Raw genomic sequence first — 25,428 nt, forward strand, 5'->3', positions numbered from 1 at the left:
CCCATGCAAGCCGTCCAGCGAGAGATTGCGCAACAGCTCAAGGTGCAGCCGCCGTTAGCCGATGCCGCCGCGCTAGAGGCCGAGATCACCCGGCGCGTGACGTTCATCAAGGATTGCCTGAAAAACGCCCGCCTCAAAACTCTGGTACTGGGCATCAGCGGTGGCGTCGACTCGCTGTCGGCCGCCTTGCTCGCCCAGCGTGCCATCAACGAGTTGCGTGCCGAGACCGGCGACGAGGCCTATGCCTTCATCGCGGTGCGCCTGCCACACGGTGTGCAGCACGATGAGCACGATGCACAGGCCTGCCTGGAGGTGATCAAGGCCAATGAAGTGCAGACCGTCGACATCGCGCCTGCCGTCAAGGGCCTGAAGCAAAATGTCACGGTGCTTGAAGGCGAGACCGAGGCCACGGTCGATTTCGTGGTCGGCAATATCAAGGCACGCATGCGCATGGTGGCCCAGTACGCGATCGCCGGTGCTCGTCAGGGGCTGGTGATCGGCACCGATCATGCGGCCGAAGCGGTGATGGGTTTCTTCACCAAGTTCGGAGACGGCGCGTGCGATCTGGCCCCGTTGAGCGGGTTGGTAAAGCATCAGGTACGTGCCATCGCGCGCAGCTTCGGGGCGCCGGAAGCCTTGGTGGAGAAAGTGCCTACCGCCGACCTTGAAGACCTTGTACCTGGAAAGCCTGACGAGGCCGCTCATGGCGTGACCTATCAGGAGATCGATGCGTTCCTGCATGGGGAAAAGGTGGCCGATCGCACTGCCGAGATCATCGTCAGCGCTTACAGGAAGACCCAGCACAAGCGCGAGCTGCCTTTCGCTCCTTGAGCATCAGGCACGTTGCGAGATTGCGGGGGAGACTCAAGGACGTCGGCTCCAAACGTAAACGCGCCAGCACGGAGTCATCACCGTGCTGGCGCGTTCGACACGCTGAGGTCGCCCTCTCTGCTACGTCACTTGACGATGACCTTGCCTTTCATCATGGCGATATGGCCAGGGAAGGAGCAGAAGAAACCGTAGTCACCGCCGGCTTCGAGCTTCGAGGTGTCGAAGGTGACCGAATCTTCCTTTTCCGATGCGCCGATCATCTTGGTGTGAGCGATGATGCGTGCGTCGTCCGCCTTGATGTAGTCCTTGTCCAGACCCTGGCTCATGCCTTCGGTGGCAATGGCCTGCATGTCGGCGGTCTTGCTGATGACCAGGTTGTGGCCCATGACATTCTTGGCAAGCGCGCCGGAGTGGGTAAGTTTTACCGTGAACTCCTTGCAGCTCTTGTCGACGGTGAATTCGTTGGTGGTGTACTTCATCTGATCAGTCGAATCGACGGTGACCGAGCATTCGGCGGCGAAGACTTGAGCGCTGGCGAGGGTCAGCAGGGATACCGCTACAGCTTTCGCAAACATCATGAATCTCCTTGGCAGGGTTTTTATCGTTGCGAGTCTGCCTGAAACCATGGAGCGCCTTGCTGATGTGGGTCAAGTCGCATCCTGGCGCAGCCAGTTAAATTGTTCTATGGATTGTATACAGGAAATCCAAGAGCACATCATGCCTTGATCCAGGACGATGGGACAACCACTCATTTAGGAGTAGACGCAATGTCCCTTGGTAGCTTCATGCGCAGCCTGCTGGCCGCTTACGCCTGTGGTGCCAGTGGCGCGGCCAGTTGCGAGTTCGCCCGTCCGGAATGACCGCGCCTTGGAAAGGACAGGCTTGGCCTTTACTCTGTGCGCCTCGGTTACCGGAGAGAAGCAATGCCTGTACGTTCCGTGTGTGTCTTCTGCGGCGCCAGCACCGGCGCCAACCCTGCTTATCGTGATGCGGCCATCGCCTTGGGCCAGACGCTTGCCCAGCGTGGCCTGACCTTGGTCTACGGTGGTGGCGCCGTGGGCCTGATGGGCATTGTCGCCAATGCCGCCATGGCCGCCGGCGGCGAAGTCATCGGTATCATTCCGCAAAGCCTCATGGATGCGGAGGTCGGCCACAAGGGCCTGTCTCGTCTGGAGGTGGTCGACGGCATGCACGCGCGCAAGGCGCGCATGGCCGAGCTGAGCGACGCCTTCATCGCCCTGCCCGGAGGCTTGGGCACGCTGGAAGAACTGTTCGAGGTCTGGACTTGGGGCCAGCTTGGCTACCACGCCAAGCCGCTGGGTCTGCTGGACGTCAATGGTTTCTACAGCAAGCTGGGCGATTTTCTCGACCATGTGGTGGATGAAGGTTTCGTTCGCCCTCAGCACCGCGCCATGCTCATGCTGGGTAACCAGCCCACGGAGCTGCTTGCCGCCATGGACGAGTTCCAGGCGCCCGTGGTACCCAAATGGGTCGACAGGACGCCTGGCTGACCCTGCCCGAAGGCGCTTGCGATCTTCAAACGGAGGCAGCGACAGAAGGGTTCAGAACGTCAGGCAGATCTTGCCGAAATGCCGGTTGCTTTCCTGATAACGGAAGGCATCGACGATCTGTTCCAGCTCGAAATGCCTGTCGACCACTGGACGCAAGCCTCCGGCTTCGATAGCCCGGATCATCGACTGCTGCTGGGCGCGGCTACCCACCAGCACGCCTTGCAGGCGAATCTGCCGCATCAGTGCCTGCACCAGCGGCAACTGGCCGGAAACGCCGGTCAGGATCCCGATCAAGGACACATGGCCACCAATGCGCGCGGCGATCATCGACTGCTCCAGCGTCGCCGGCCCGCCCACTTCGATCACATGGTCGACGCCGCGATCATCGGTCAGCTCGCGTACCTTCTCGCCCCACCGTGGCGTGCTGCGATAATTGATCAGGTGATCGGCGCCCAGCGACTCGAGCCGTTCCAGCTTGGCATCGCTTGACGACGTCGCGATGACCCTGGCGCCCGCCAGCTTGGCGAACTGCAAGGCGAAGATCGAGACGCCGCCAGTGCCCTGAACCAGAACCGTATCGCCTGGCTTGAGGTGATCGTCGCTCATCAGCACACGCCAGGCGGTGAGGCCGGCAGTCGTCAGGGTCGCGGCTTCGGCGTGGCTGTACCCCTTGGGCGCGAGGGTGAACGATGTCGCTGGCGCCGTCACCTGCTGACGGGCGTACCCATCCACGCCATCGCCTGGGACCGAGGCAAATCCCTCCACATGAGCCTGACCATTCTGCCAGCTCGGGAAGAAGGTACTGACCACCGAATCCCCGACCGTGAACTCACTGACGGCGGAACCGACCGCGATCACTTCACCCGCGCCGTCCGCCATGGGGATACGTCGCTCGCTGGGCCCCCACATGCCGCTGACCACTGCGTAGTCGTGGTAATTGAGCGAACTGGCACGAAGCCGCACGGTGATTTCGTCCGGCTGGGGCGCGGCGGCATCGTGGGTGCCGACCTCGACCTTGTCGTAACCGCCACCGGGTTGCAGATAAATGGCTTTGTTGCTCATGGTGATTCTCCTTGGAAGGGCCGCAGGTTTTCCAGCGAGTGGTCATCAGGATGCGTCGCGCCGACGCTGTCACAGGTCCGGACCTGTCAGTCAAGCAGCTTGCGCAGCGCTCGGCAGTCGGACGCATGCCAGTCGGCAAGCTCCGGCCAGGGATTGTCCGGCAGGTTGACCAGGACCGTCCGCGCCCCAGCCGCCCTGCCGCAGTCGAGGTCGAAGCGGTAGTCACCGACCATGACCAGCTCGCTTGGCGATACCGCCCAGGCGCTGGCGATCTTCAGCAACCCATCCGGGCTGGGCTTGGGCGCCGCTTCGTCGCGGCCAAGAATGTGCTCGACCGCGAAGCAGTCGCCCAGGCCGATGGCCTCCAGGGTGACGTGGGCCAATTCACGCGCATTGCGGGTCAGGATGCCGAGACGACACCCACGCTGGGCCAGGTCGCGCACCAGCTCGACCGCGCCGGTGGCCGGTCGGGAACCCAGCGCCAGTTCGCGCTCGTGCTCCAGCAACCAGGCATGCTTGGCCTTGCCCTCATCGACGGGCAAGGCCGCCAGGTGCGTGAGGATGTCCTCCTCGAGCGGGATTTCGAGGGCAACGCGAATCGCCACGAAATCATGCACTGCCACGGTCAGGGTGCCGTCCATGTCGAACACCCAGTGGCGGATCCCCGAGAGACTCATGTCCAATCCTTGCGATGACGGATCAGGCCTTCCTGGCTGGCCGAAGCCACCAGTTGGCCTGCTCGGTTGTAGATACTGCCTCGGTTGAAGCCACGCGCATTGCCCGCCCATGGACTGTCGGTGGCATACAGCAGCCATTCGTCGGCGCGCAGGTCGCGGTGGAACCACAATGAGTGGTCGAGACTGGCGATCTGCATATCCTGCTGCCAGACCGATTTGCCCTGGGGCAGCAAAGAAGTGGTCAGCAGGCCGAAGTCCGAGGCGTAGGCCAGCAGCCACTTGTGCAATGCCGGAGTGTCCGGAAGATTGCCGTCGGCGCGGAACCAGGCATACTTGACCGGCTCACCCGGCTTGGGATTGAAAGGATCACGTTCGGTGATCGGGCGGACCTCGATAGGCCTGGCACAGAGTACCTTGTCGCGTATGCGCTCGGGCAGCCTGTCAGCCATGGACTGAGCCAGTTCCACCTCGGTGGGCAGGTTTTCCGGCCCGACCACATCCGGCATCTGCGCCTGGTGGTCGAAGCCTTCCTCGTCATACTGGAACGACGCACTGCAGGTGAAGATCGGCTGACCCTTCTGGATGGCCGTCACGCGCCGGGTGCTGAAGCTGCCCCCATCGCGTACCCGATCGACCGAGTACACCACCGGCAGGCTGGCATCGCCAGGGCGCAGGAAGTACCCGTGCAAGGAATGCACGTGGCGCTCCGGCTCGACCGTCTGGCTGGCCGCCGACAACGATTGTCCCAGCACCTGGCCACCGTAGAGCTGGCGGAAGCCCAGGTCCTGGCTACGTCCGCGAAACAGGTTTTCCTCGATGGACTCGAGGCTCAACAGGTCGACCAGGTCATCCAACACATGGCTCATTCAAGGCTCTCCTCGCGGCACTTCGGCACGGCTTCAGCTAGTTTCTGTGGGCGGATGATACAGGGGTTTACCCAGGCTGCCGCGCATGTACCACCATTCAGCCGTGCTGCGTTTGCTGCCAGTGCGCGCGGTCGATCCGGTACAGCACGTGTGGCCGTAGTGGGTGCCCCGGTGGCAGGCGGGGATGCTCGAAACCGCCGTGCGGGTCCTGGACCATGCCGATGGCCTGCATGACTTTCTGCGACGGCAGGTTGGTTTGGCTGGTGAACGAGACCACCTGGTCCAGACGCAATTGCGTGAACGCGCAACGCAGGCAGGTCCAGGCCGCTTCGCTGGCGAATCCCAGGCCCCAGTGACGCCGCGCCAGGCGCCAACCGATCTCCACGGCAGGCGCGAAGTCGGCATCGAAGCTGACGTGAAGAAGCCCGGTCATGCCGATGAAGGCGCCGCTGTCACTGCGTTCCAGAGCCCAGAGTCCAAAACCGTATTCATTGAAATGACCGCGTATGCGACCGATCAGGGCGGCGCTTTCCAGCCGTGTCAGTGGCGCCGGAAAATAACGCATCACCTGGGGGTCGGCAGACATGGCGGCAAACTCGTCCAGGTCGTCGTCCCGCCACTGGCGCAGTACCAGTCGGGCACTTTCCATCCGCAGAATCGGGGTCATGGCGCGGCTCCTGTTTGCCTTCAAGTGTATCTCCGGATCGCCGGGACGGCATCGGAGGATAGCGTCGATGGCCTTACTACTGGCAAGATCGGCACTGGCCCAGACTGCGAAATCATCATGCCGTTGCCGCTGATCTACCACGATGACTACAGCCCGGAGTTTCCGCCCGAGCATCGCTTCCCCATGGACAAGTTTCGCTTGCTGCGCGATCACCTGGTCGACAGCGGCCTGACCACGGACGCTGCGTTGCTGCGCCCGGCGATCTGCCCCGACGATATTCTCGCCCTGGCCCACGATCGCGATTACATCCAGCGTTACCTGCACGGTGAGCTGTCACGCGAAGACCAACGCCGCCTCGGCCTGCCGTGGAGCGAAGCATTGGCTCGACGCACCGTTCGCGCGGTGGGCGGATCGTTGCTGACCGCCGAACAGGCCTTGCGGCACGGCGTTGCCTGCCACCTGGCCGGAGGCACTCATCATGCGCACCATGATCACCCGGCGGGCTTCTGCATCTTCAACGACTTGGCGGTCATCAGCCGCTACCTGCTCGAGGCCGGCAGCGTGCATCGGGTGCTGATCTTCGATTGCGACGTGCATCAGGGCGATGGCACGGCACGCATCCTCCACGACACGCCCGACGCCATTACCGTCTCGCTGCATTGCGAACAGAACTTTCCGGCGCGCAAGGCCCAGAGCGACTGGGACATACCTCTTCCACGCGGTATGAACGACGAGGCCTACCTCAGGGTCGTGGACGACGCGCTCAACTACCTGCTGCCGTTGTACCAGCCAGACCTGGTGCTGTACGACGCCGGCGTGGATGTGCACAAGGATGATGCCTTGGGCTATCTGCAACTGACAGACCAGGGCCTGGCCGCTCGCGACGAAGCGGTCCTGCGTCATTGCCTGGGCCGCGATATCCCTGTCATGGGCGTGATCGGCGGCGGCTACAGCAAGGACCGTCATGCGCTTGCGCGTCGCCACGGTATCCTTCATCACAGCGCAAGCCGGGTAATGGGTTACTCACAATGACTGTGGAACCGCCTGTGGATAACCTGAGCGAAAGAAGCTCAAGCCCTTTAAGTGCCTGACCTCCAGGCTTCTGTACGTTTTTTGTACAGTGCTTTGAAGCACCCGGCTGCGCTAGAATGCCGCCTCTTTTCCACAACCCGCAGCCGCCATGACCGAAGAACGCCCCGTCTCTCCTCCTCGCGCAGTCATCATCGGTGGGGGACCTGCCGGCCTGATGGCGGCCGAAGTCCTGGCAGCGGCAGGCGTTGCGGTGCAGGTATTCGACGCCATGCCTTCGGTGGGGCGCAAGTTCCTGCTGGCCGGGGTAGGTGGGATGAACATTACCCATTCCGAAGGCTATCCGGCTTTTGTCTCCCGTTATGGCGAGCGCTCCGGGGAAATCGACGCGCTGCTCCGGGACTTTGACGCAGATGCGCTGCGGGAGTGGATTCACGGGTTGGGGATCGAAACCTTCGTTGGCACCTCGGGACGCGTGTTCCCACGCGACATGAAAGCCGCGCCCTTGCTTAGAGCCTGGCTCAAGCGTCTGCGCGACAGCGGCGTAGTTATCCACACCCGTCATCGCTGGCTGGGCTGGAACAGCGATGGCAGCTTGCGCTTCGCTTATCCACAGGGTGAGTCGATCGTGCCCGCCGATGCCGTGGTGCTTGCTCTCGGCGGTGGCAGTTGGGCTCGGCTGGGGTCCGATGGCGCATGGCTGCCCCTGCTGGCCGAACGGGGTGTGGATATCTCGCCGTTGCAGCCCAGCAATTGCGGCTTCGAGGTCGCGGGTTGGAGCGACCTGCTCAAGGAAAAGTTCGCGGGCGCCCCGCTGAAGAACATTGCGCTGGCCATGCACGGCAGCGCCTCGCGCAAGGGCGAATGCGTCCTTACCGCCCAGGGTATCGAGGGCAGCTTGGTCTATGCCTGGTCGGCGCAAGTGCGTGAAGCCATCAATCGCGAAGGCAGCGCCACAGTGCTTCTCGACCTGCTCCCTGATCGGCCTGTGGACAAGATCATCCACGCCCTGTCCAAACCACGCGGCTCTCGCTCGCTGGCCAAGCACCTGCAGAGCCAGTTGGGATTGGATGGGGTGAAAGCGGCACTGCTTCGTGAGCTGACCGATCAGACGACCTTCGCCGATCCGGCAGCGCTGGCACGGGCGATCAAGGCCCTGCCGATCGTCCTGGTGCGGCCGCGCCCCTTGGACGAAGCCATCAGCAGCGCCGGCGGCGTGCGGTTCGAAGGCTTGGACCAGGGCTTGATGATCAAGCTCCAGCCTGGCGTGTTCTGTGCCGGGGAAATGCTCGATTGGGAGGCACCCACCGGGGGCTATCTGCTCACCGCCTGCTTTGCCAGTGGGAAACGCGCGGGGACGGCAGCGGCGCGGTGGGTGACGAATTCTGAAACGGATAAGAAATCGTCGTCTGTCCCACTTTAGGCACAGCTGGGGTGAAATGGCGTTATGCAGCAAGCCGATAGGCGCGCTAAACGAAAAGCGGCTATCGGCTGATGCCTGTCAATTAAGGCAATCATTCGATTTTAGAGGCTGAAGCTCATCAGGCACTCCTGAACGCTCTATTAAGCTGATGGCCTATCGCGGGGCAAGCCCGCTCACCACCGGTGCGTGGAGCAGCGCAGACACCCTTCGGTGGTGAGCGGGCTTGCCCCGCGATAGGCCATCACCTTCACAGAGGATTGAAAGCCGAAGGCTAAACTCAAGCCTTGAAATCGAATGATGCTGCTTAACTGGCAGACAATGCGCCTACCAGCAGGCTTTCCCAACACTCTCATCTATTTGCGGGGGGAGCTCTCGTCCACGTTACCCTCGGCTCGTGAGGATCACCTCAAGCCCGTGCCCTCAATTGCCACGCCTCCATTTGCAGCGCGTCTGCGTCGCGTACGTTCCCCTCGTTGCTTTTACGTGGTGTTGTCATAAAAGCCTGTCACGGCTTTCGCTTCTTCGGCCCCCCATTGAAGCTCGGCACCTTGCGGACTGCCTTGACTTGCGGTTCCGAGAGCGTCGGTTCGGCGCTGTCCATCCAACGTCCCAGACCACGTTTGCCGCCGCTTTCCTTTGGTTTCTTGGGCTTCTTCGGTTTTTTCACCACTTGCCCGTTGGCATCGGTCAATGGCACGCGATGCTCCGGGATGTAGTCCGGCTCTTCGTGACGAGGCAGGGTCTGGCGGATCAGGGTCTCGATGGCCGACAGCTGCTGCACCTCGTCGGCGCAGATCAGGGAAATCGCCTCGCCCTTGTTTCCCGCCCGGCCCGTGCGACCGATACGGTGCACGTAGTCCTCCGCTACGATCGGCAGGTCGAGGTTGACCACCAGGGGCAGGTCGTCGATATCGAGCCCGCGGGCGGCCACGTCGGTGGCGACCAGGACCTGGACTTCCCGGGCCTTGAAGGTGTCCAGCGCGCGCTGCCGGGTCGCCTGCGGCCTGTCGCCGTGGATACCGTCGGCATTGACGCCCTCCTCGCGCAGGCGCTCGACCAGTTGGTCGACTCCGTTGCGGGTCTTGGCGAACACCAGCACCTGCTTCCAGCGCTGTTTGCGCAGCAAATGGCAGAACAGGTCGGCCTTGCGCTTCTTGTCCACCGGTACCAGCCACTGCTTGACCGTGCTGGCGGTGACATTGCGCGGGCTGACCTCGATGCTCACCGGGTTGTCGAGCGCCAGGCCCGCCAACATACGGATCTCGTCGGAGAAGGTAGCCGAGAAGAGCAGGGTCTGGCGCTTGGTCGGCAGCGCCGCGTAGACCGCCCGCAGCTCTTCGGCAAAGCCGAGGTCGAGCATGCGGTCGGCCTCGTCGAGCACCAGTACCTGGACTTGGTTGAACTTCAGCGCATTCTGGCGGAACAGGTCGAGCAGGCGGCCGGGCGTGGCAACCAGCAGATCGACGCCCCGACGCAGGCGCATCATCTGCGGGTTGATGCTGACCCCGCCGTAGACGGCATAGGTGCTGACCGGCAGGTGCTCGGCGTATTCGCGGATGTTGGCATGAACCTGCTCGGCCAGCTCGCGGGTGGGCACCAGTACCAGCGCGCGGATCGAATTGCTGGCGACCTTGGCGCCTTCCATCGCCAGGCGCTGCAAGACCGGCAAGGCGAACCCCGCGGTCTTGCCGGTCCCGGTCTGGGCGGCGGCCATCAGGTCGCGTCCGGCGAGCACGGCAGGGATGGCCTGAGCCTGGACCGGGGTCGGCGTGTTGTAGTCCAGGTGTTGCAGAGCGCGCAGCAAAGGTTCGATCAGGCCGAGTTTGGCGAAAGTCATGGCGGTACCGTCAGGGGGTTCAGCAAAGGCGGCAGTTTACCGCAACACCCTGCTTCACTTGCACATTTCGCCCTTCAAGGAGGTAGCGGACGGCTTGCGCCATTGCGGCAGACCGATCAGTACCACGGCCCCGATGATCACCGCCATGGCCAGACATTCCTCCACGCCGATGCGCTCGTTGGCGAACAGTATGCCCAGCAACACTGCCACCGCCGGGTTGACGTAGGCATAGCTGGTCGCCGCCGCGGGGCGCACGTGCTTGAGCAGGTACATATAGGCACTGAAGGCCAGGATCGAGCCCAGGAAGATCAGATAGGCCAACGCGCCCCAACCGGCCGCGGTGGGCATCTGTGTCAGGCGCTCGCCACTGAGGAAGCTGCCCAGCAGCAGCGCAGCGCCGCCCACCAGCATCTGCGCGGCGCTGGCCATGGCGCCCTGGGGCAGCGGCAGGGTCTTGCTCCACACCGAACCGAATGCCCAGGCGGCGGCCGCAAACAGGATGAGTGCCGCGCCCATGGGGCTGGCCTGCAGGTTCGTACCCAGGTTGAGCAGGCCTATCCCCAGCAGCCCCATCAGGATACCGGCCCACTCCAGCCTGGAATTGCGATACCCGAACAGCAAGCCGAAGACCAGGGTGAACAACGGCACCGTGGCGATAGCCAATGCCGCTACACCCGAGGCTATGCCGGCATGCTCGGCCAGTGTCACGCCGCCGTTGCCACAGCTGAGCAGCAGAAAACCGATCGCCCCCGCCGCGCGCCATTGCGGCCAGGTGGGCGCCGGAGCTCCGCGCCAGCGCAGGAAGGCGTAAAGCAGTGCGCCGGCGACCAGAAACCGCGTGGCCGCCATGAGCATGGGTGGCCACGACTCAATGCCGATCCGGATCACCAGATAGGTGGAGCCCCAGACGAAATACAGGGCAAAGAAGGCGCCGATCAGCAGCCAGGGGTAACGAGAAGAGGCAGGCATGGGAAAGTACTCGAAATCCGTTTTCAGGTGACTTAGTTTAGGAAAGGCTTCTACCGAACATAAGCAGCAAAACAACGTTGATACGCCTGTTTGCTTTTCATTGAACGGAAGTTCAGGGGTTTGACCATCGAATGTGCAACGCACCGGAGCACCATGGATAAATATGATCGCCTGCTGCTTGGCGCCTTGTTGGAAAACGGTCGCGCGAGCTATGCGGAACTGGCGCGCAAGGTCAATCTGTCCGCCCCGGCCGTGGCCGAACGCGTTGCCAAGCTCGAGGCCAGCGGTGTCATCACGGGCTACCAGGCCAAGGTCGACCTGGGCAAGATCGGCCTGCCGATTCAGTGCTTGATCGAATTACGCCTGGGCAGCCACGGCAACCCACAGACCTACGAGGCGCTGGCGCGTATTCCCCAATTGACCGAGTGCCACCGGGTCACCGGTGATCCTTGCGTGATCATGCGGGCCGCCGTCGGCTCGATGAACGAGCTGGAGGACCTGATCAACCAGATCGCCCAGTTCGGCTTCAGCAAGACCTCGATCGTGCTCTCCAGCGCCATCGACCGGCGCGTGCCCCTGGATCATCTCGACAATGGTGGAAAAAAGGCCTGAGCCCGCCACTTGGCAAGCCACATGCATCAAGCGCCAGGGGGCGTCTCAGTGACGCAGCAGCAACTGACCTTCGATGGGTACGTAGTGGCTAGCGGCACGGATCAGCGAAAGCGCCGTAAGACCCGGCACGCCATACACCACCGCTTCGACGCCGTGGCGCTGGATCACCCGCTCGAGCAGGACATCGAAATCGCCGTCGCCCGACGCCAGCACCACCTGATCGACTCGCGAGGCCGCGTCGACGACATCCAGGGTAATGCCTACGTCCCAGTCCCCCTTGGCCGAGCCGTCGCTACGCTGGATGAAGGGTTTGAGACGTACGGTAAAGCCAAGGTTGCGCAGGATTTGCTGGAACTGCTGCTGTTTGCTGTCGCCACGATCGATGGCATAGGCCACGGCCTCGACGATTTCCCCCTGGCGACTGACATCGGCCCACAGCGCCGCGTAATTGAAATGACAACCGTGCGCCTGGCGCACGGTGTAATAGAGGTTCTGCACATCGGCGAACAACGCGATCTTCTTCAACACGGGCCCTCGACACTCCGCCCGGCGACAGACTGACGCCGTGATGGCGACCAGTATGCCAGCCAGGGCGGTGGGTGGCACGTGTCAGACGAAGGTGTCGTCGTCCGAGAAGAAGCCGCCCTCATCGCTGTCGTAGTCGGTATCGGCGAAGCCGCCCTGGTCCTGTCCATGATCGGTGTTGTCGGCGACCTGGTGCTGGGCGCCATCGTCCTGCCAGCCACCCTGGTCGCTGGCTGCCGCCGGCTCTTCCTTGATGGCCTCGACCACTTCTTCGGGGCGATCATGGAACATGCTGCTGATACCTTGCGCCAGCAGCACGCCCCCGGCAACGCCGGCCGCCGTCTGCAAGGCACCACTCATGAACCCGCCGCCACCTGCGCGCGCGGCGGCCGGAGCCGCGTTGAAGCCCGATCGTTGCGGCTGGCCATAAGGACGGGCCGGTTCGCGCCAGCCACCGCCCGACGCGGGGGGCGGCGCAACCGAACGTTCGGGCTGCGGCGCTGGCGGACGGCTACCCGCACCGAACAGGCTCGACAGGAAGCCGCCACCGTTGCCCGGATTCGTTGCCGACGACGCAGCCTGAGCCTGGGCTCGCGCCTGCTTGAGTTCGGCCTCAAGCTGCTTGTTCTGTTCATCCATGCGCTTGAGGGCGGCCTCCTGCACGAGGATGGCCTGGGCCATGTAGTAAGGTGCCGCGGGCTGCTGCCGGACATGCTCCTCGATGCGCGACTGAGCCTGCGCGTCACGCGGCTGGCTCGGATCCTCAGCCTGCTTGATCCTGCCAAACAGGCCGTCGATCAGGGTTTGTTCTTCAGTGTTCATGGCTAACCTCATGCAAGAATCGACAAGCGGCGGTACATCGGATTGCTTCAAAGATGGGGACGCAGCGCTCTGATTCAATCACTGGGCATGTGAAACTTTCTTCAGCATGCCCCGCGTGTGGGCTAAAGTTACGCCCTGCTTTTTCTTCCATGCGATGTCGACCGATGAATCCGTTTAGCGTTCTGCGAGACTCTCTGTATTTCTTCCGCCGCCACCTGCTGGCAATCGCCCAGCTGTGCTTGCCCCTGGTGGTCCTCGAGGCCCTGTGCACGCAGTTGCTGTTGCGCCAGATGGGCGAGCAGGCACTGCCGACCTATGGCCTGCTCGTCAGCCTGTTGTTCTACCCCCTGTACAGCGCGGCGCTGATTCTTTACCTCGATACCCGCAGCAATGGCCAGCTCACGGCCAAACGTGACCTGTTCGCCCGCGCCGTGCAGTTATGGCCGGCCTTGGCGCTGCTGATCCTCGTGAGTTCCTTGCTGATCATGGCTGGCCTGGCGCTGTTCGTCCTGCCGGGGATCTGGGTGATGATCAACCTGGTATTCGCCGAATACCTGCTGGTGCTGCGCGGTTTGCCGATGCTGGAGTCGATGCGCGAAAGCGCGCGGATGACCACCGGCCACTTCATGCAGATCCTGGTTTGCGTGCTGGCGGTGCTGGCGCCGATCTGGCTGCTCGATGGGTTGTTCCTGTCGCTGTTCCCCGAACCACAACCGGCGCTGGAGCTGGCCCTCGACAGCCTAGGCAGTTTCCTGCAGCTGTTCAGCAGTGTCGTGCTCTACCGCCTGTTCACGCTGCTGGAGGCGCAGGCAGGGGCTTGAGCTGGCCTGTCGGTCGACGGCTCGGTTATGCTGCGCCGACCCGCACCGACAAGCCGAGCCGATGACCCGACTACTGCGCAACGTCCTGCTGTTTCTCCTGCTACTGTTCGCCCTGCTCTGGCTGCTCGCCAAGTACCTGGGCTGGCAGCCCGCCCCGCGCGAGCCCGTCACCGCCAGTTGTCGCAGCCAGGCTGCGGCGCTGGTACCGGGGCAGCCGCTCAAGGTGATGACCTGGAATATCCAGTACCTGGCCGGCAAGCGCTATGTCTTCTGGCACGACCAGGCTCGTGGCGCCGATACGCGTCCCAGCGCGCAAGACCTGGCCTTCAACCTCGACGAAGTGACGCGGGTGATTCGTGCCGAACAGCCGGATGTCGTGCTGCTACAGGAAGTGGACAAAGGCGCCAAAGCCACCGACCAGCAAGACCAACTGGCGCTGCTGCGCGAGCGTCTGGCCGATCTGTATCCCTGCGCCGCGCAGGCTTATGACTGGAAAGCCGACTTTGTTCCCGATCGGCATATCCTGGGCAGTGTCGGGCGCACCCTGGCCACTCTCAGTCGCTATCCCATCGGCAAGGCCGAGCGCCTGCAGTTGCCCAACGCCGCCGACAACACCTTCACCCGCTTGCTGGAAGGCCAACCAGCCCTGTTGGTCAGCTACCTGCCCATGGGCGATAGCGGGCGTCTCGCTGTGCTCAATACTCGATTGTCGGCCTACCGACCTGGCAGCGATCTGCAGCGTCGACAGGTCGAGCATGTGGCCAAGGTACTCGATCGCCTGGAGAGCCAAGGCACGCCGTGGATCATCGGCGGCGACTTCAATCTCCTGCCTCTGGGTCAGCATCGCCGCCTGCCTGCCGCGCAGCGCAATGCCTACTCCGCCGACAGCGACCTGCACCTGCTATGGGACAAGTACCCGATGATCCCCGATAACGCCGAGGCCAGCGGTGCCGAACGTAGCGCCTGGCTCACCCACTTCCCTAACGATCCCGGTATCGCTGCCCCTGATCGCACCCTGGACTACCTGCTGCACAGCCCACGGCTGCAGCGCCTGGACGCGAAGGTATTGCAGCAGGATGCCTTGCAGATCTCGGATCATCTGCCGGTCAGTGCACGGTTGGTGTTGCCGGCACGGTAGCCAAGGCCGCCTGAACGGCAATGGACGGACCACGGGGTGATAACGGAGATGCCCGCGGTCCACCAGTGCTCAAGTTCAATGGGCAAGCCCGCTCTCCTGCGCTTGCTTGGCAACGCGTGCATCAAGGAAACGCTTCTTTCTCCCACCCTGGTATCCAGAGACTTAGGGTGCGTGGCTTGTGTCGTCGACACATTCCCTAAGACGAAATGGAGTTCCTATGACTGACAAACCCGATGATGCCCAATGGGGAGACATCAATGATTCTTTCCTGGGGCAGATCTACCTGGTGCGAGATGAGCAGTGCATTCCGCTGCGCCTGAGCCGCGCCGATGACCGATTCACCTGGACCGGCGTGGAGAGCCATGACTGGTTGCAAGCCGGAGGCCAGGAAGCCTCCCCAGTCTTCAAGTTCGTTTTCCATTCGAGGACAGATGACCGCATTCATGTCCATGTACTGGGCACTGGCAGTCACAGCGGCAAGAAACTGGGTATCAGCCGTAATGGTTACCTGGGCCTCTACCGCGTCGCCGAGGTCGTCGATCACCTCAAGCTCGAGCCGCTGAATTGGGAGCAAGACCTGCTCCGCTGCCGGCTGAGAGATCATCTGGGACATCAGGTCAAGGCCGAGCCTGACCATGACAATCGTAAAGTAAGGGATGCCGTCTTTCTGACCACTGGCGAAGGCGCCGTGCATGACTATGTCATACGGCGGGTCTGAAAAGACGACTCACTGACGCCGGCCTCATCCTTTCCTCGGTTTGGCCCGCGCGGTGGCTTCCGCCACCAGCGGGTCATCCGGCCAATAGTGCTTGGGATACCGTCCCTTGAGATCTTTCTTCACCTCGGCGTAGGTCGTTCGCCAGAAATTGGCCAGGTCCTGTGTCACCTGCACCGGGCGACGAGCGGGTGACAACAAGTGTAATTTGACCTGCAACCGGCCCTGGGCGATGCGCGGTGTATCCGCCAAGCCGAAAAGCTCCTGCAGGCGCACGGCCAGGATGGGAGGCGTTTCGCTGTAGTCCAGGCGAATGTTCGAGCCGGAAGGCACGCCCAGGTGCACGGGCGCCTGCTCCTCCAGGCGTTGGGGAAGTGGCCAGGGCAGCAGATTGCGCAGCAGCGATGAGAGATCCAGTTGGGCGAAATGACTCAGGCGCGAAACCTTGCCCAGGTAAGGCTGCAACCAGTTTTCAAGCGAGACGAGCAAGGCGGTGTCGCTCAGATCGGGCCATTCGCTTTGACCGTTTCGTTCCAGGTCCAATTGACGCAACAGAGATACTCGCGCCTGCCATTGGCGCAGTTCCGGCGTCCAGGGCAGCAGCGCAAGTCCCTTGCGCCGCACCAGGCCCACCAATGCGCGCGCGCGGGCATCTTCGTCAAGGCCGGGCAATGGCTCGCGGCTGAGCACCAGTTCGCCAACCTTGCGCTGACGCTCGGCGCGAAGCACCTGTTCGCGGTCATCCCAATCAAGAATGTCCAAGGTCTCGACCTGTTCGGCCAATACCCCATCGAACAGGGTCGGATCGAAGTCGGCCGCGAGGTAGATACGTTCCTCGCGCTGCCCATGGCGACTGCCCAGGTCAGCGATCACCAACCAAGGGTGTTTCATCAAGGCATCGGCTACACCGAACAGCGCGGCGCGGCCATTGGCCAGGCGATATTCCGCGCCACCCTCACGTCGTTGCTGGGCGACACGATCAGGGTAGGCCAGAGCCAGCAAGGCCCCAAGCCAACGAGGATGATCCGGATCGGCGACCGGGGAGCCCGCCTTGCCACGCAGTTGGGCGCGGTACTGGCGTGCCAGTTGCCGCGCTCGCTGAACCCCGCCCTGACTGCCACGCGACGCCCGGATCTCGCCACCCAACAGCGCCAGGCGGCTGTGCAGGTCGGCGCCCTGCCCCCTGAGAATATCGCGCTCCCCCAGCAGCGCGGCGACATCGCAGGCCATTTCCGCCAAGCCCAGCGAATGGCCGCGTAGCAGCAAGTGCGCGATACGTGGGTGGGCAGGTAATTGCGCCATGGCTTGACCATGATCGTTCAAGCTGTCGCGAGTGCCTGGCTTGCAGGCGCCCAGCCGGACAAGCAGGTCCTGAGCCTGGGCATAAGCCGCTGCAGGTGGCTGGTCGAGCCAGCGCAACTGATCCGGCGCGACCCCCCAACGTGCCAGTTGCAAGGCCAGGCCGGCAAGATCGGCCTGAAGGATCTCGGCGCTGCCGTGTGCCGCCAGTTGTTCATGCTGGGCCTCGGACCAGAGGCGATAGCACACGCCCGGCTCCAATCGACCGGCCCGACCTGCTCGTTGGGTGGCGCTGGCTCGGGAGATACGCTGGGTGTCCAGGCGGGTCATGCCGCTGCCTGGGTCGAACCGCGGCACCCGCGCCAGCCCCGCGTCGATGACCACGCGCACGCCATCGATGGTCAGACTGGTTTCGGCGATGTTGGTGGCCAGCACGATCTTGCGCTGCCCCACGGGCGCGGGCTCGATGGCGGCGCGCTGGGCGTTCAGGTCAAGCTCGCCGTGAAGCGGGCAGAGCAGGATGTCCCCGCGTTCGCCCAGCACCTCTTGCAAGGACTGATGCACCCTGCGGATCTCGGCCTGCCCCGGCAGAAAGACCAGCAAGCTGCCGTCTTCATCGGTCACCGCCTGCACGACGGTGTCCACTACACGCGGCTCGATGAACTCGCCTGGCTGGAAGGGACGCCCCCAGTGTGTCTGCACTGGGTGCATGCGCCCTTGGCTGCTGACTATCGGTGCCTCGTCGAGCAGACGCGACAGCCGCTCGCCTTCCAGGGTCGCGGACATCAGCAGAATCTTCAGCGGCGGATCGTCGCGCAACAGTTCACGGCCGTTGAGACTCAGGGCCAGTGCCAGGTCAGCATCGAGACTCCGCTCGTGGAACTCGTCGAAAATGAGCAGTCCTACCCCGTCCAGCGCCGGGTCGGCCTGCAGACGACGGGTGAGAATGCCTTCGGTGACGACTTCGATGCGCGTATTCGGACCAATCTTGCTGTCCAGGCGAATGCGGTAGCCGACAGTCTCGCCTACCTTTTCGCCCAGTTCGCTCGCCAATCGTTCCGCTGCCGCGCGCGCGGCCAAGCGGCGGGGTTCGAGCATGATGATGCGCTGCCCGGCCAGCCAGGGCTCGTCGAGCAGGGCCAACGGCACGCGCGTGGTCTTGCCGGCACCGGGCGGCGCTTCGAGCACGGCTTCGTGGCGTTCTTTCAAGGCCTGGCGCAAGGCAGGCAATACGGCATCGATCGGTAGTGAAATCATGGTGGTCCTCGGGCAGGCCGACGAGTATAACGGCGAACCTGGCGTCTCTTGCCATGGTCCTAGTAGTGGATGCAGGCTCATGACCTGTACCGTTGCGCTTTCATTCCGGAGATTCACATGCGTATCCCTTCCCGTGTCATCGGTAGTGCTCTGGTCGCTACCCTGCTGACCCAGCTGACGGCCTGCGGCACCTTGTTCTACCCCGATCGCCGTGGGCAGATCGAAGGTCGGATCGACCCGGTGGTCGCCGCTCTCGATGCCATCGGCATCCTGTTCTATGTCATCCCTGGGTTGATCGCATTCGGCATAGACTTCGCCACTGGCGCGATCTACTACCCCGGTGGCGCCACCGCGCAGGTCGCGCCGGAAAAGCTCAAGCAAGCCATTACCGCCGACGGCCAGGTCGACAAGGCCAAGCTTCAGGCCATTCTGGAAAGCGAGCTGGGCCAACGCCTGCCGTTGAACGATCCACGCCTGATCCAGCATCGCGGCAGCGTCGAGCAACTGGCTGCCTACGGTCTGGCGCCAGCGGCCTGATCGCCATGAAGACAGTGGCAGCATGAACCCGACAGCCGAGCACCAACGGCTCCTGCGTCTGGCGACGCGGGCTTCGCTTGCCGTCGCCAGCATTCTGGTGGTGAGCAAGGCCATCGGCTGGTGGCTCAGTGGTTCGGTAAGCCTGCTGGCGGGGCTGACCGATTCGGCCCTGGACGCGGTCGCGTCATTGCTCAACCTGCTGGCGGTACATTACGCGCTACGTCCGGCTGACGACGATCACCGGTTTGGCCATGGCAAGGCCGAGGCAATGGCGGGAATGGCCCAAGCCCTGTTCATCGGGGCCAGCGCGGCATTGATCGGTGTGCAGGCGTTCGGGCGCCTGCAGTCGCCGCAACCACTGGGCGACACGGGCGTCGGTATTGCGGTGATGCTGCTGTCGCTGGGGCTGACCGTGGCCTTGCTGGCCTTCCAGCGCAAGGTCATCCGCGCAACCGGCTCCACGGCGGTACGCGCCGACTCCCTGCATTACCGCTCCGACCTGCTGCTCAACGGCAGCATTCTGCTCGCTCTGCTACTGGCACGCATGGGCTGGCCGCAGCTGGATGCCCTGTTTGGCCTGGGCATCGCGTTCTACATCCTCTGGAGCGCCTTGCAGATCGCCCGGGAAAGTACAGCGATCCTGATGGACCAGGAACTGCCGGTGGATATCGGCCAGCAGATGCTCGAGGTCGTCTGTGCGATCCCCGGGGTAAAGGGCGCGCATGACCTGCGTACCCGCGTATCGGGAAGCCATTGGTTCGTTCAGGTGCATCTGGAACTGCCGGGAGACCTGCCACTTCATGATGCCCACGCCTTGTGCGTGCAAGCGTCCGCCGCCATTCGCCAACGGTATCCGCGGGCGGATGTGATAGTGCATGCCGATCCGGTCTGAGCGGATCATGTCGATCTGCAGATCGCACGGCTGCAACCCTTTCGACCGCATGCTTGCGCTCGCCGAGGTTCAGTTCACGCTGTAGCCTCGCCCGCTCAGGCACGCGCCCAATGCTCGCCGGTAAGTGTCGGCGACATTGGGCGGTGGCGCGTGGGATGCCGCGGCAGGGTCGAATCCTGACTGATCTACGGCCCAGCGATGGCACTGGTAGCGATCTTCGTCCTGCTGCTGCGGGAGTTGTCCGTACAAGGGATAGGCGATCAGGTCGTAGCCGCCTGCTGCCTGAGATGCAGGAGCCGGCGCAAGGGTCGGGGGATTGACCACGACGTACTCGCCGGTATCCGACAGGTATTGGTAGTAGGTGTCCGCCGCCAGGAAGAACAGCGCGCCGCCCACCCAGACCTCCTGCGCATAACTGGGCAGGGAAGTGACGCGTACCCCATAGGGTGGGCGTATTACCACATAGCCGCTACTGTGGGGACGATACCAATAACCGTCCGAATAGAAGTATTCCTCGCCTCGATAGGGGACTTTCCAGTAGCGATCCGGGAAACGGTCGATGGTATGCCCAGGACGATACTGCGGTCCGCTCCCCCAGCCGCTGCCATGCCCATCGGGACGCCCGGCCCAATCGCCGCCCGGGCGCTGCCCCGCCCCCCCGGCCTGCCAGTGGCGACTGTCACCGGAGCGCCGCGGTATGTCCTGGTAATGCCCTTGGCGCGGTGCCTGGGTCTGGCGGACTTCGTCACGCGAGTTCAGCGGCGAGCTACCTGCGCCGTTGGGATCCCGTGGGGCATGCCGGTCATGGCCGTCACCGGGCCCCTGGGCCGCGGCAGCCAGACCGATTCCCATGCACAGTAAACCGATTCCCGCCAACCGCCAGACGCGCATACCCATGGTGCCCTCTCGACAAAACTGCCTCTATACGACTGGCAGTCTATCGCGAGCCTTGCCCGTACAGATGAAATCCAGGCATGAAAAAAGGGAGGCCTCAGGGCCTCCCTTCAAGAATTTGTTGTCCGTGCTCGACACTTGTGATGTCGGCTCACCTCACGCCATCTCGTGGATGGTGTGTAGCCCGGGGGCCTGCGGATCCTGTGGGATCGCTGGCCGCGACGGCCCGTATGGGGCGGTCGCCGTGGACTGATGTCCGGGCAGTGATTCTGTTGATAACGATAGAGGATCGCGTGCGGCAGGGGATTGCGAAGATTGCTCTGATAAATAGTACTTGCGCAATTTTTAACTCAAGATCGATAATTCGCCGCAATCCGAACAGAAAAGGCCTCCTTCATGAGCAAGCTTGACCGCTACGACCTGAGCATCCTTGCCGAATTGCAGCGCGATGCACGCATTTCCAACCAGGAATTGGCCGAACGCATCGGCCTGTCGCCTTCGCCGTGCTCGCGTCGGGTCAAGCAACTGGAAGACGATGGCTATATTTCCCGCCAGGTCGCGCTGCTCGATCGCAAGAAGCTCGGCCTGAGTCTCACGGCCTATGTATTGATCGGCATGGACCGACATACCCCGGAACGTTTCGAGACATTCGAAGCCGCCATCCGCAGCTTGCCGCAGGTACTCGAGTGCAGCCTGGTGACGGGAATGGATGCGGACTACCAGCTCAAGGTGGTGGTCCCGGACATGGACCACTACCAGAAATTGCTGCTGGGCAGCCTGACCCGCATCGAAGGCGTCACCAGCGTGCGCTCGAGTTTCGTGCTCAACCAGGTGCTGGCCAGCACCGAGATGCCGTTGACGCATCTGCGTTAACCGGCACCCGGCCCTACCTATCTATACTGTCGCGCTTGAACCTGCCTGGAGCATGTAGATGGATCCTGCCGTATTCGAAGAATGGATGATGATCATCCTGGTTACCGTGCTGATCGGATTCATGGGTTTCATCGTCTGGGACCTGGCGAAGAAGTCCAAGGCAGGCCGTTTCGGCACCCTGATCCTGTTCTTCGTCCTTGGCCTGGGCGTACTGGCCTTCATCATCAAGACCGTGGTCGTCGGAATGATCGAAGGCGTCTAGAGTCGTGCCGGCACCTCGCGCCAGGCACCTTGCTCCAGCCCCTCCAGCGTCCAGTCGCCGATGCGCACCCGCACCAGGCGCAGGGTGGGCAAACCGACCGCGGCGGTCATGCGCCGGACCTGACGGTTGCGTCCTTCGCGGATCACCAGTTCCAGCCAACTGGTCGGTACGCTCTTGCGAAACCGCACCGGGGGGTTACGCGGCCACAGGCTCGGCTCATCCAGCTGGCGCGCCTCGGCGGGTAACGTCGGGCCGTCATTGAGCTCGACGCCGTCACGCAGGCGTTGCAGCTGTTCAGCGCTGGGCTCGCCTTCGACCTGTACCCAATAGGTCTTGGGCAACTTGTGCCGAGGGTCGGCGATGCGCGCCTGCAGGCGCCCGTCATTGGTGAGCAAGAGCAGCCCTTCGCTGTCCCGATCCAGACGTCCGGCCGGGTAGATGCCAGGAATATCGAGGTAATCCTTCAAGGTCGCACGCCCTTCCCCATCACTGAACTGGGTCAGGACATCGAAAGGCTTGTTGAACAGGATCAGACGGGGCTCGGTCGGCGGCGCCTTGGGCGGGCGACGCGGACCGGCAGGCCGCACCGAGGGACGGCGCGGCTTGGAACGTGGGGGCAAGGGCATGCGACCTCAGCGGAACGGCGGCTCATCGAAGCTGCGCAGTTTACGCGAGTGCAGCGAATTGAGCTCGGTACGCAGCAGGTCGAGCGCGGCGATGCCGATCTTGAGGTGCTGGCTGACGGCGCGGTTGTAGAAGGCATTGGCCGAGCCGGGCAACTTGATCTCGCTGTGCAGTGGCTTGTCCGAGACGCAGAGCAAGGTGCCATAGGGCACTCGCAGACGATAGCCCTGGGCGGCGATGGTGCCGCTTTCCATGTCCACCGCCACCGCGCGGGAGAGGTTGATCAACGGCCGCTCCTGAGCCCAGCGCAGTTCCCAGTTACGATCGTCGTAGGTCAACACGGTGCCGGTGCGCAGACGCTTCTTGAGCTCGTCGCCACGTTCGCCGGTAACCTGGGCCGCCGCCTCCTGCAAGGCCATCTGCACTTCCGCCAGGGCCGGGATCGGAATGTTCGGCGGCACCACGCGGTCGAGGATACCGTCACGGCGCATATAGGCATGCGCCAGCACGTAGTCACCGATGGTCTGCGACTGCCGCAGCCCGCCACAGTGGCCGATCATCAGCCAGCAATGCGGACGCAGCACGGCAAGGTGGTCGGTGATGTTCTTGGCGTTGGACGGCCCGACGCCGATGTTGACCAGGGTGACTCCGTCACCATCGGCGGCGATCAGGTGATAGGCCGGCATCTGGTAGCGGTGCCAGATCACGCTGGCGACCAAGGCCTGGGCTTCCCCATCGTCCATGCCGTTTTCGATGATCACGTTGCCGGGCAGGATCATGCGCACGAACCGTGGGTCCTGGCGCAGCTGTTCCAGACCATGGGCGATGAACTGGTCGACATAGCGGTGGTAGTTGGTCAGCAGGATCCACGGTTGCACGTGGCGCCAGTCGCTGCCGGTGTAGTGCACCAGCCGGCGCAGGGAGAAATCCACGCGCGCCGCGTCGAACAGCGCCAGCGGCAAGGTTTCGGCGTTGCCCCAGTCGTACAGGCCATCGGCGATACCGTCGGTGGCCGCCGACAGGTCGGTGCTGGGGAACACGCGCGCCAGCGCGGCGGCGGTGATGCCGGTGCCCGCCAGTTCGTCACCTTGCTCGACCACGTAGGGGTAAGGGATGTTCTGGTCGCTGACACCGACTTCGACGGTAACGGTGAAGTCGTCCATCAGCGGGCGCAGCTGGTCCAGCAAGTAGCTGCGAAACGCCGCGGGCTGGGTCACGGTGACACTGTAGGTACCCGCCACCTGGACCTTGGCATAGGCACGGGTGATGGTTGGCGCTTCGCCATGGCAGTAGTAGGTCAGGCGCAGGGCCGGGTAGCGGAACATCGCACGCTCGTCGGCGTCCGGCTCGGTGCGATCAATGAGGTAGCGCTTGAGCGCCTGGCTGAGGGCCCCGGTAGCCTGTTCATGCAGGGCCGCCAGGCGGTCGACGGCCTGCTCGGGAGTATCAACAACTACAAAGGCTTGGCTCACACTGTACTTCCTGTCTGAACATGCATGCGTCCATCTTGCCTACATTCGTCGGTAAAGACATCCCCTGTCACATCGGCCAGACCGGCGTCGAGCGAGCGATCAGCGCTTGCACGTCGATACCGCGAGGCAGCGCGCCATAGGTGCGACCGCTGCCGCCCAGTCGGCTGGCGAGGAACGCATCGCTCACCACGCTATTGCCCGCTTCGAGCAGCAGCTTGGCTTGCACCGCCAAGGCGATGTCTTCGGTAATCTGCCGGGCGCGGTACTGGATGTCGGCGGTGTCGGCGAGGGCATCCTTGAGGTGGCCGATATGCGCGGCCAGGCGCGGATCGCCATGGCCATCGCCCAGTTCGCTGAACAAGGCGTCAAGCACGCCGGGCTCCTTGGACAACGCTCGCAACACGTCCAGGCACTGCACGTTTCCCGAGCCCTCCCAGGTCGAATTGACCGGTGCCTCGCGGTACAGGCGCGGCAAGATGCTGTCCTCCACGTACCCCGCACCGCCCAGGCACTCGGCGGCCTCGTTGATCATGGCCGGAGCACGCTTGCAGATCCAGTACTTGCCCACTGCCGTCACCAGCCGCGCGAACCGCGCTTGCTGGGGATCGGCCAACTGGTCCAGGGCCTGCCCCATGCGTAGGCTTAGCGCCAGCGCCGCCTCGCTTTCGAGCGCCAGATCGGCCAGCACGTTCTGCATCAGGGGTTGCTCCGCCAGCACGCGCCCGCCGACCTTGCGATGAGCACAATGGTGCGCGGCCTGGGTCAGCGCCTGGCGCATGAGCGCACTGGAACCCACCATGCAATCGAAGCGGGTCATGGCCACCATTTCGATGATGGTCGGCACGCCCCTGCCCTCCTCGCCGATCATCCAGGCCAAGGCACCACGGAACTCCACCTCGCTGGAGGCGTTGGAGCAATTGCCGAGCTTGTCTTTCAGGCGTTGGATGTAGAACGGATTGCGGCTGTCGTCCGGGCGATGCCGGGGTAGCAGGAAGCAACTGAGCCCGTGTTCGGTCTGGGCCAGTGTCAGGAAGGCATCGCACATGGGCGCGGAGCAGAACCACTTGTGACCGACCAGCTCGTAGGCCTGGCCGGGCCCCGGGCTGCCGACAGGGTAGGCGCGGGTGGTGTTGGCGCGCACATCGGTACCGCCCTGCTTTTCGGTCATTGCCATGCCCAGGGTGACCCCGGCCTTGTGCCGGTCACCGACATTGCGCGGGTCGTATTCACATGCGAGCACCTTGGGCAACCAGTAGCGCGCCAGCTCCGGTTGCAACCGCAGCGTCGGCACCGCCGCGAAGGTCATGGTCAAGGGGCAGCCACTGCCTGCCTCGGCCTGACTGTGCAGATAAGTCATGGAGGCACGCGCCACATGGGCACCAGGGCGCGGGTCGGTCCAGGGCAGCGAAGGCAGACCGTGCTCGATCGCCGTACGCATCAGCTCGTGGTAGGCGGGATGGAACTCCACCAGATCGACCCGATGCCCATAACGATCATGACTGCTGAACTGCGGCTTGTGCCGATTGGCGAGGAAACCGGCGGCCATCAAGGGGCCTCCGGCCAAGGCGCCGTAGGCATCGATACGCGCTTGGGCCCAGCCTGCGTCGAAGCGCCGCGACCACTCCTGCAGAGGCTGGTCGAGGCGGTACAGGTTGGCGCCGTCCAGCGATGGCGGCTGGTTGGTGACCTCGTGGGTTTCAGCGTATTGGTGCAGGTTCATCGAAGGCGAACTCCTGGATCCGGCCATGCCTGAAGATCCAGTGAAGCATCCCTGCCCTGCGACTCAAAGTGACAAAAATGCCTAAGAAGTGGC

Annotated in this window: 26 protein-coding genes; 12 read left to right on the forward strand and 14 right to left on the reverse strand. The window is 63.3% G+C overall.

What is annotated here, in order from left to right; genetic code table 11:
• Window positions 1-3 precede the first annotated feature (3 nt).
• Entirely contained in the window at window positions 4-831 is an 828-nt protein-coding gene (nadE, locus tag G7009_RS14750; RefSeq protein ID WP_181130816.1) for an ammonia-dependent NAD(+) synthetase, read from the forward strand.
• A 125-nt stretch (window positions 832-956) separates the two neighbouring features.
• Here the strand turns inward: nadE and azu are convergent, their stop codons facing one another.
• Entirely contained in the window at window positions 957-1,406 is a 450-nt protein-coding gene (azu, locus tag G7009_RS14755) for an azurin (protein ID WP_181130817.1), read from the reverse strand.
• 348 nt (window positions 1,407-1,754) lie between these two features.
• On the opposite strand from azu, the gene G7009_RS14760 reads away from it, so the two are divergent.
• A complete protein-coding gene (locus tag G7009_RS14760) occupies window positions 1,755-2,342 on the forward strand; it encodes an LOG family protein (protein ID WP_181130818.1) in 588 nt (195 codons plus the stop codon).
• 51 nt (window positions 2,343-2,393) lie between these two features.
• Here G7009_RS14760 and G7009_RS14765 read toward each other — a convergent pair whose 3' ends face one another.
• The 4 genes from G7009_RS14765 to G7009_RS14780 all read right to left on the reverse strand — a co-directional run bounded on the left by G7009_RS14765 (window position 2,394) and on the right by G7009_RS14780 (window position 5,614).
• Entirely contained in the window at window positions 2,394-3,404 is a 1,011-nt protein-coding gene (locus G7009_RS14765) for a zinc-dependent alcohol dehydrogenase family protein (protein ID WP_181130819.1), read from the reverse strand.
• Between the two features lie 86 nt (window positions 3,405-3,490).
• Window positions 3,491-4,081, reverse strand: a complete 591-nt coding sequence (locus G7009_RS14770; RefSeq protein WP_181130820.1) for an HAD family hydrolase — start codon at window positions 4,079-4,081, stop codon at window positions 3,491-3,493.
• A complete protein-coding gene (gene tesB / locus G7009_RS14775) occupies window positions 4,078-4,947 on the reverse strand; it encodes an acyl-CoA thioesterase II (RefSeq protein WP_181130821.1) in 870 nt (289 codons plus the stop codon). The genes G7009_RS14770 and tesB overlap by 4 nt, the downstream gene beginning before the upstream one ends.
• Window positions 4,948-5,044: 97 nt before the next feature.
• On the reverse strand, window positions 5,045-5,614 hold the full coding sequence (locus G7009_RS14780) for a GNAT family N-acetyltransferase (protein ID WP_181130822.1): 570 nt from the start codon (window positions 5,612-5,614) through the stop codon (window positions 5,045-5,047).
• A gap of 117 nt (window positions 5,615-5,731) precedes the next feature.
• Here G7009_RS14780 and G7009_RS14785 point away from each other — a divergent pair, with 117 nt between their 5' ends.
• Both G7009_RS14785 and G7009_RS14790 read left to right on the forward strand, forming a co-directional pair.
• The gene (locus G7009_RS14785; RefSeq protein ID WP_181130823.1) at window positions 5,732-6,646 is read left to right on the forward strand and encodes a histone deacetylase family protein; all 915 of its coding nucleotides are present in this window, start codon (window positions 5,732-5,734) and stop codon (window positions 6,644-6,646) included.
• 148 nt (window positions 6,647-6,794) lie between these two features.
• Window positions 6,795-8,066: a TIGR03862 family flavoprotein gene (locus G7009_RS14790; RefSeq protein ID WP_181130824.1), complete on the forward strand. Its 1,272-nt coding sequence runs from the start codon at window positions 6,795-6,797 to the stop codon at window positions 8,064-8,066.
• 505 nt (window positions 8,067-8,571) lie between these two features.
• Here G7009_RS14790 and G7009_RS14795 read toward each other — a convergent pair.
• A complete protein-coding gene (locus G7009_RS14795) occupies window positions 8,572-9,903 on the reverse strand; it encodes a DEAD/DEAH box helicase (RefSeq protein WP_181130825.1) in 1,332 nt (443 codons plus the stop codon).
• A gap of 54 nt (window positions 9,904-9,957) precedes the next feature.
• Complete coding sequence (yedA, locus tag G7009_RS14800; RefSeq protein WP_181130826.1) at window positions 9,958-10,872, reverse strand: drug/metabolite exporter YedA; 915 nt, start codon at window positions 10,870-10,872, stop codon at window positions 9,958-9,960.
• 153 nt (window positions 10,873-11,025) lie between these two features.
• On the opposite strand from yedA, the gene G7009_RS14805 reads away from it, so the two are divergent.
• Window positions 11,026-11,484: an Lrp/AsnC family transcriptional regulator gene (locus G7009_RS14805; protein WP_181130827.1), complete on the forward strand. Its 459-nt coding sequence runs from the start codon at window positions 11,026-11,028 to the stop codon at window positions 11,482-11,484.
• A 45-nt stretch (window positions 11,485-11,529) separates the two neighbouring features.
• Here G7009_RS14805 and G7009_RS14810 read toward each other — a convergent pair whose 3' ends face one another.
• Together G7009_RS14810 and G7009_RS14815 are read right to left on the reverse strand one after the other, a co-directional pair.
• Window positions 11,530-12,009, reverse strand: a complete 480-nt coding sequence (locus tag G7009_RS14810) for a LabA-like NYN domain-containing protein (protein WP_181130955.1) — start codon at window positions 12,007-12,009, stop codon at window positions 11,530-11,532.
• An 84-nt stretch (window positions 12,010-12,093) separates the two neighbouring features.
• Window positions 12,094-12,831 carry a DUF2076 domain-containing protein gene (locus G7009_RS14815; protein ID WP_181130828.1) on the reverse strand — a complete coding sequence of 246 codons (738 nt, stop codon included), beginning with the start codon at window positions 12,829-12,831 and terminating at the stop codon, window positions 12,094-12,096.
• Window positions 12,832-12,995: 164 nt separating this feature from the next.
• Here G7009_RS14815 and G7009_RS14820 point away from each other — a divergent pair, with 164 nt between their 5' ends.
• The 3 genes from G7009_RS14820 to G7009_RS14830 all read left to right on the forward strand — a co-directional run bounded on the left by G7009_RS14820 (window position 12,996) and on the right by G7009_RS14830 (window position 15,508).
• Window positions 12,996-13,652: a YciC family protein gene (locus G7009_RS14820; RefSeq protein ID WP_181130829.1), complete on the forward strand. Its 657-nt coding sequence runs from the start codon at window positions 12,996-12,998 to the stop codon at window positions 13,650-13,652.
• Window positions 13,653-13,713: 61 nt separating this feature from the next.
• Window positions 13,714-14,790 carry an endonuclease/exonuclease/phosphatase family protein gene (locus G7009_RS14825; RefSeq protein ID WP_181130830.1) on the forward strand — a complete coding sequence of 359 codons (1,077 nt, stop codon included), beginning with the start codon at window positions 13,714-13,716 and terminating at the stop codon, window positions 14,788-14,790.
• 217 nt (window positions 14,791-15,007) lie between these two features.
• A complete protein-coding gene (locus G7009_RS14830; protein ID WP_181130831.1) occupies window positions 15,008-15,508 on the forward strand; it encodes a hypothetical protein in 501 nt (166 codons plus the stop codon).
• A 24-nt stretch (window positions 15,509-15,532) separates the two neighbouring features.
• On the opposite strand, the gene hrpB is transcribed toward G7009_RS14830, so the two are convergent.
• The gene (hrpB, locus tag G7009_RS14835; protein ID WP_181130832.1) at window positions 15,533-18,061 is read right to left on the reverse strand and encodes an ATP-dependent helicase HrpB; all 2,529 of its coding nucleotides are present in this window, start codon (window positions 18,059-18,061) and stop codon (window positions 15,533-15,535) included.
• Between the two features lie 117 nt (window positions 18,062-18,178).
• Here hrpB and G7009_RS14840 point away from each other — a divergent pair, with 117 nt between their 5' ends.
• A complete protein-coding gene (locus G7009_RS14840; protein WP_181130833.1) occupies window positions 18,179-18,598 on the forward strand; it encodes a polyribonucleotide nucleotidyltransferase in 420 nt (139 codons plus the stop codon).
• A gap of 22 nt (window positions 18,599-18,620) precedes the next feature.
• The gene (locus tag G7009_RS14845) at window positions 18,621-19,490 is read left to right on the forward strand and encodes a cation diffusion facilitator family transporter (protein ID WP_181130834.1); all 870 of its coding nucleotides are present in this window, start codon (window positions 18,621-18,623) and stop codon (window positions 19,488-19,490) included.
• 69 nt (window positions 19,491-19,559) lie between these two features.
• Here the strand turns inward: G7009_RS14845 and G7009_RS14850 are convergent, their stop codons facing one another.
• Entirely contained in the window at window positions 19,560-20,387 is an 828-nt protein-coding gene (locus tag G7009_RS14850) for a DUF6515 family protein (protein ID WP_181130835.1), read from the reverse strand.
• A 393-nt stretch (window positions 20,388-20,780) separates the two neighbouring features.
• Here G7009_RS14850 and G7009_RS14855 point away from each other — a divergent pair, with 393 nt between their 5' ends.
• Window positions 20,781-21,257, forward strand: coding sequence for an Lrp/AsnC family transcriptional regulator (locus G7009_RS14855; RefSeq protein WP_029611921.1), 477 nt, complete (start codon window positions 20,781-20,783; stop codon window positions 21,255-21,257).
• Window positions 21,258-21,315: 58 nt separating this feature from the next.
• Window positions 21,316-21,519 (forward strand): DUF2788 domain-containing protein, encoded by a 204-nt coding sequence (locus G7009_RS14860; RefSeq protein WP_181130836.1) that lies wholly within the window; start codon window positions 21,316-21,318, stop codon window positions 21,517-21,519.
• Here G7009_RS14860 and G7009_RS14865 read toward each other — a convergent pair.
• The 3 genes from G7009_RS14865 to G7009_RS14875 all read right to left on the reverse strand — a co-directional run bounded on the left by G7009_RS14865 (window position 21,516) and on the right by G7009_RS14875 (window position 25,335).
• Complete coding sequence (locus G7009_RS14865; RefSeq protein ID WP_258197948.1) at window positions 21,516-22,145, reverse strand: pseudouridine synthase; 630 nt, start codon at window positions 22,143-22,145, stop codon at window positions 21,516-21,518. The genes G7009_RS14860 and G7009_RS14865 overlap by 4 nt on opposite strands.
• 6 nt (window positions 22,146-22,151) lie before the next feature.
• The gene (gene amn / locus G7009_RS14870; protein WP_181130837.1) at window positions 22,152-23,615 is read right to left on the reverse strand and encodes an AMP nucleosidase; all 1,464 of its coding nucleotides are present in this window, start codon (window positions 23,613-23,615) and stop codon (window positions 22,152-22,154) included.
• 67 nt (window positions 23,616-23,682) lie between these two features.
• Window positions 23,683-25,335 carry an acyl-CoA dehydrogenase family protein gene (locus G7009_RS14875; RefSeq protein ID WP_181130838.1) on the reverse strand — a complete coding sequence of 551 codons (1,653 nt, stop codon included), beginning with the start codon at window positions 25,333-25,335 and terminating at the stop codon, window positions 23,683-23,685.
• Window positions 25,336-25,428 lie beyond the last annotated feature (93 nt).

The organism is Pseudomonas capeferrum (assembly GCF_013523055.1).
GTDB lineage: Bacteria > Pseudomonadota > Gammaproteobacteria > Pseudomonadales > Pseudomonadaceae > Aquipseudomonas > Aquipseudomonas capeferrum_A.

What these genes read in the sequence shown, in the direction of transcription:
- nadE (WP_181130816.1), top strand. Translation starts at nt 4, where the DNA reads ATGCAAGCCGTCCAGCGAGAGATTGCGCAACAGCTCAAGGTGCAGCCG.
- azu (WP_181130817.1), bottom strand. Translation starts at nt 1,406, where the DNA reads ATGTTTGCGAAAGCTGTAGCGGTATCCCTGCTGACCCTCGCCAGCGCT.
- G7009_RS14760 (WP_181130818.1), top strand. Translation starts at nt 1,755, where the DNA reads ATGCCTGTACGTTCCGTGTGTGTCTTCTGCGGCGCCAGCACCGGCGCC.
- G7009_RS14765 (WP_181130819.1), bottom strand. Translation starts at nt 3,404, where the DNA reads ATGAGCAACAAAGCCATTTATCTGCAACCCGGTGGCGGTTACGACAAG.
- G7009_RS14770 (WP_181130820.1), bottom strand. Translation starts at nt 4,081, where the DNA reads ATGAGTCTCTCGGGGATCCGCCACTGGGTGTTCGACATGGACGGCACC.
- tesB (WP_181130821.1), bottom strand. Translation starts at nt 4,947, where the DNA reads ATGAGCCATGTGTTGGATGACCTGGTCGACCTGTTGAGCCTCGAGTCC.
- G7009_RS14780 (WP_181130822.1), bottom strand. Translation starts at nt 5,614, where the DNA reads ATGACCCCGATTCTGCGGATGGAAAGTGCCCGACTGGTACTGCGCCAG.
- G7009_RS14785 (WP_181130823.1), top strand. Translation starts at nt 5,732, where the DNA reads ATGCCGTTGCCGCTGATCTACCACGATGACTACAGCCCGGAGTTTCCG.
- G7009_RS14790 (WP_181130824.1), top strand. Translation starts at nt 6,795, where the DNA reads ATGACCGAAGAACGCCCCGTCTCTCCTCCTCGCGCAGTCATCATCGGT.
- G7009_RS14795 (WP_181130825.1), bottom strand. Translation starts at nt 9,903, where the DNA reads ATGACTTTCGCCAAACTCGGCCTGATCGAACCTTTGCTGCGCGCTCTG.
- yedA (WP_181130826.1), bottom strand. Translation starts at nt 10,872, where the DNA reads ATGCCTGCCTCTTCTCGTTACCCCTGGCTGCTGATCGGCGCCTTCTTT.
- G7009_RS14805 (WP_181130827.1), top strand. Translation starts at nt 11,026, where the DNA reads ATGGATAAATATGATCGCCTGCTGCTTGGCGCCTTGTTGGAAAACGGT.
- G7009_RS14815 (WP_181130828.1), bottom strand. Translation starts at nt 12,831, where the DNA reads ATGAACACTGAAGAACAAACCCTGATCGACGGCCTGTTTGGCAGGATC.
- G7009_RS14820 (WP_181130829.1), top strand. Translation starts at nt 12,996, where the DNA reads ATGAATCCGTTTAGCGTTCTGCGAGACTCTCTGTATTTCTTCCGCCGC.
- G7009_RS14825 (WP_181130830.1), top strand. Translation starts at nt 13,714, where the DNA reads ATGACCCGACTACTGCGCAACGTCCTGCTGTTTCTCCTGCTACTGTTC.
- G7009_RS14830 (WP_181130831.1), top strand. Translation starts at nt 15,008, where the DNA reads ATGACTGACAAACCCGATGATGCCCAATGGGGAGACATCAATGATTCT.
- hrpB (WP_181130832.1), bottom strand. Translation starts at nt 18,061, where the DNA reads ATGATTTCACTACCGATCGATGCCGTATTGCCTGCCTTGCGCCAGGCC.
- G7009_RS14840 (WP_181130833.1), top strand. Translation starts at nt 18,179, where the DNA reads ATGCGTATCCCTTCCCGTGTCATCGGTAGTGCTCTGGTCGCTACCCTG.
- G7009_RS14845 (WP_181130834.1), top strand. Translation starts at nt 18,621, where the DNA reads ATGAACCCGACAGCCGAGCACCAACGGCTCCTGCGTCTGGCGACGCGG.
- G7009_RS14850 (WP_181130835.1), bottom strand. Translation starts at nt 20,387, where the DNA reads ATGGGTATGCGCGTCTGGCGGTTGGCGGGAATCGGTTTACTGTGCATG.
- G7009_RS14855 (WP_029611921.1), top strand. Translation starts at nt 20,781, where the DNA reads ATGAGCAAGCTTGACCGCTACGACCTGAGCATCCTTGCCGAATTGCAG.
- G7009_RS14860 (WP_181130836.1), top strand. Translation starts at nt 21,316, where the DNA reads ATGGATCCTGCCGTATTCGAAGAATGGATGATGATCATCCTGGTTACC.
- G7009_RS14865 (WP_258197948.1), bottom strand. Translation starts at nt 22,145, where the DNA reads ATGCCCTTGCCCCCACGTTCCAAGCCGCGCCGTCCCTCGGTGCGGCCT.
- G7009_RS14875 (WP_181130838.1), bottom strand. Translation starts at nt 25,335, where the DNA reads ATGAACCTGCACCAATACGCTGAAACCCACGAGGTCACCAACCAGCCG.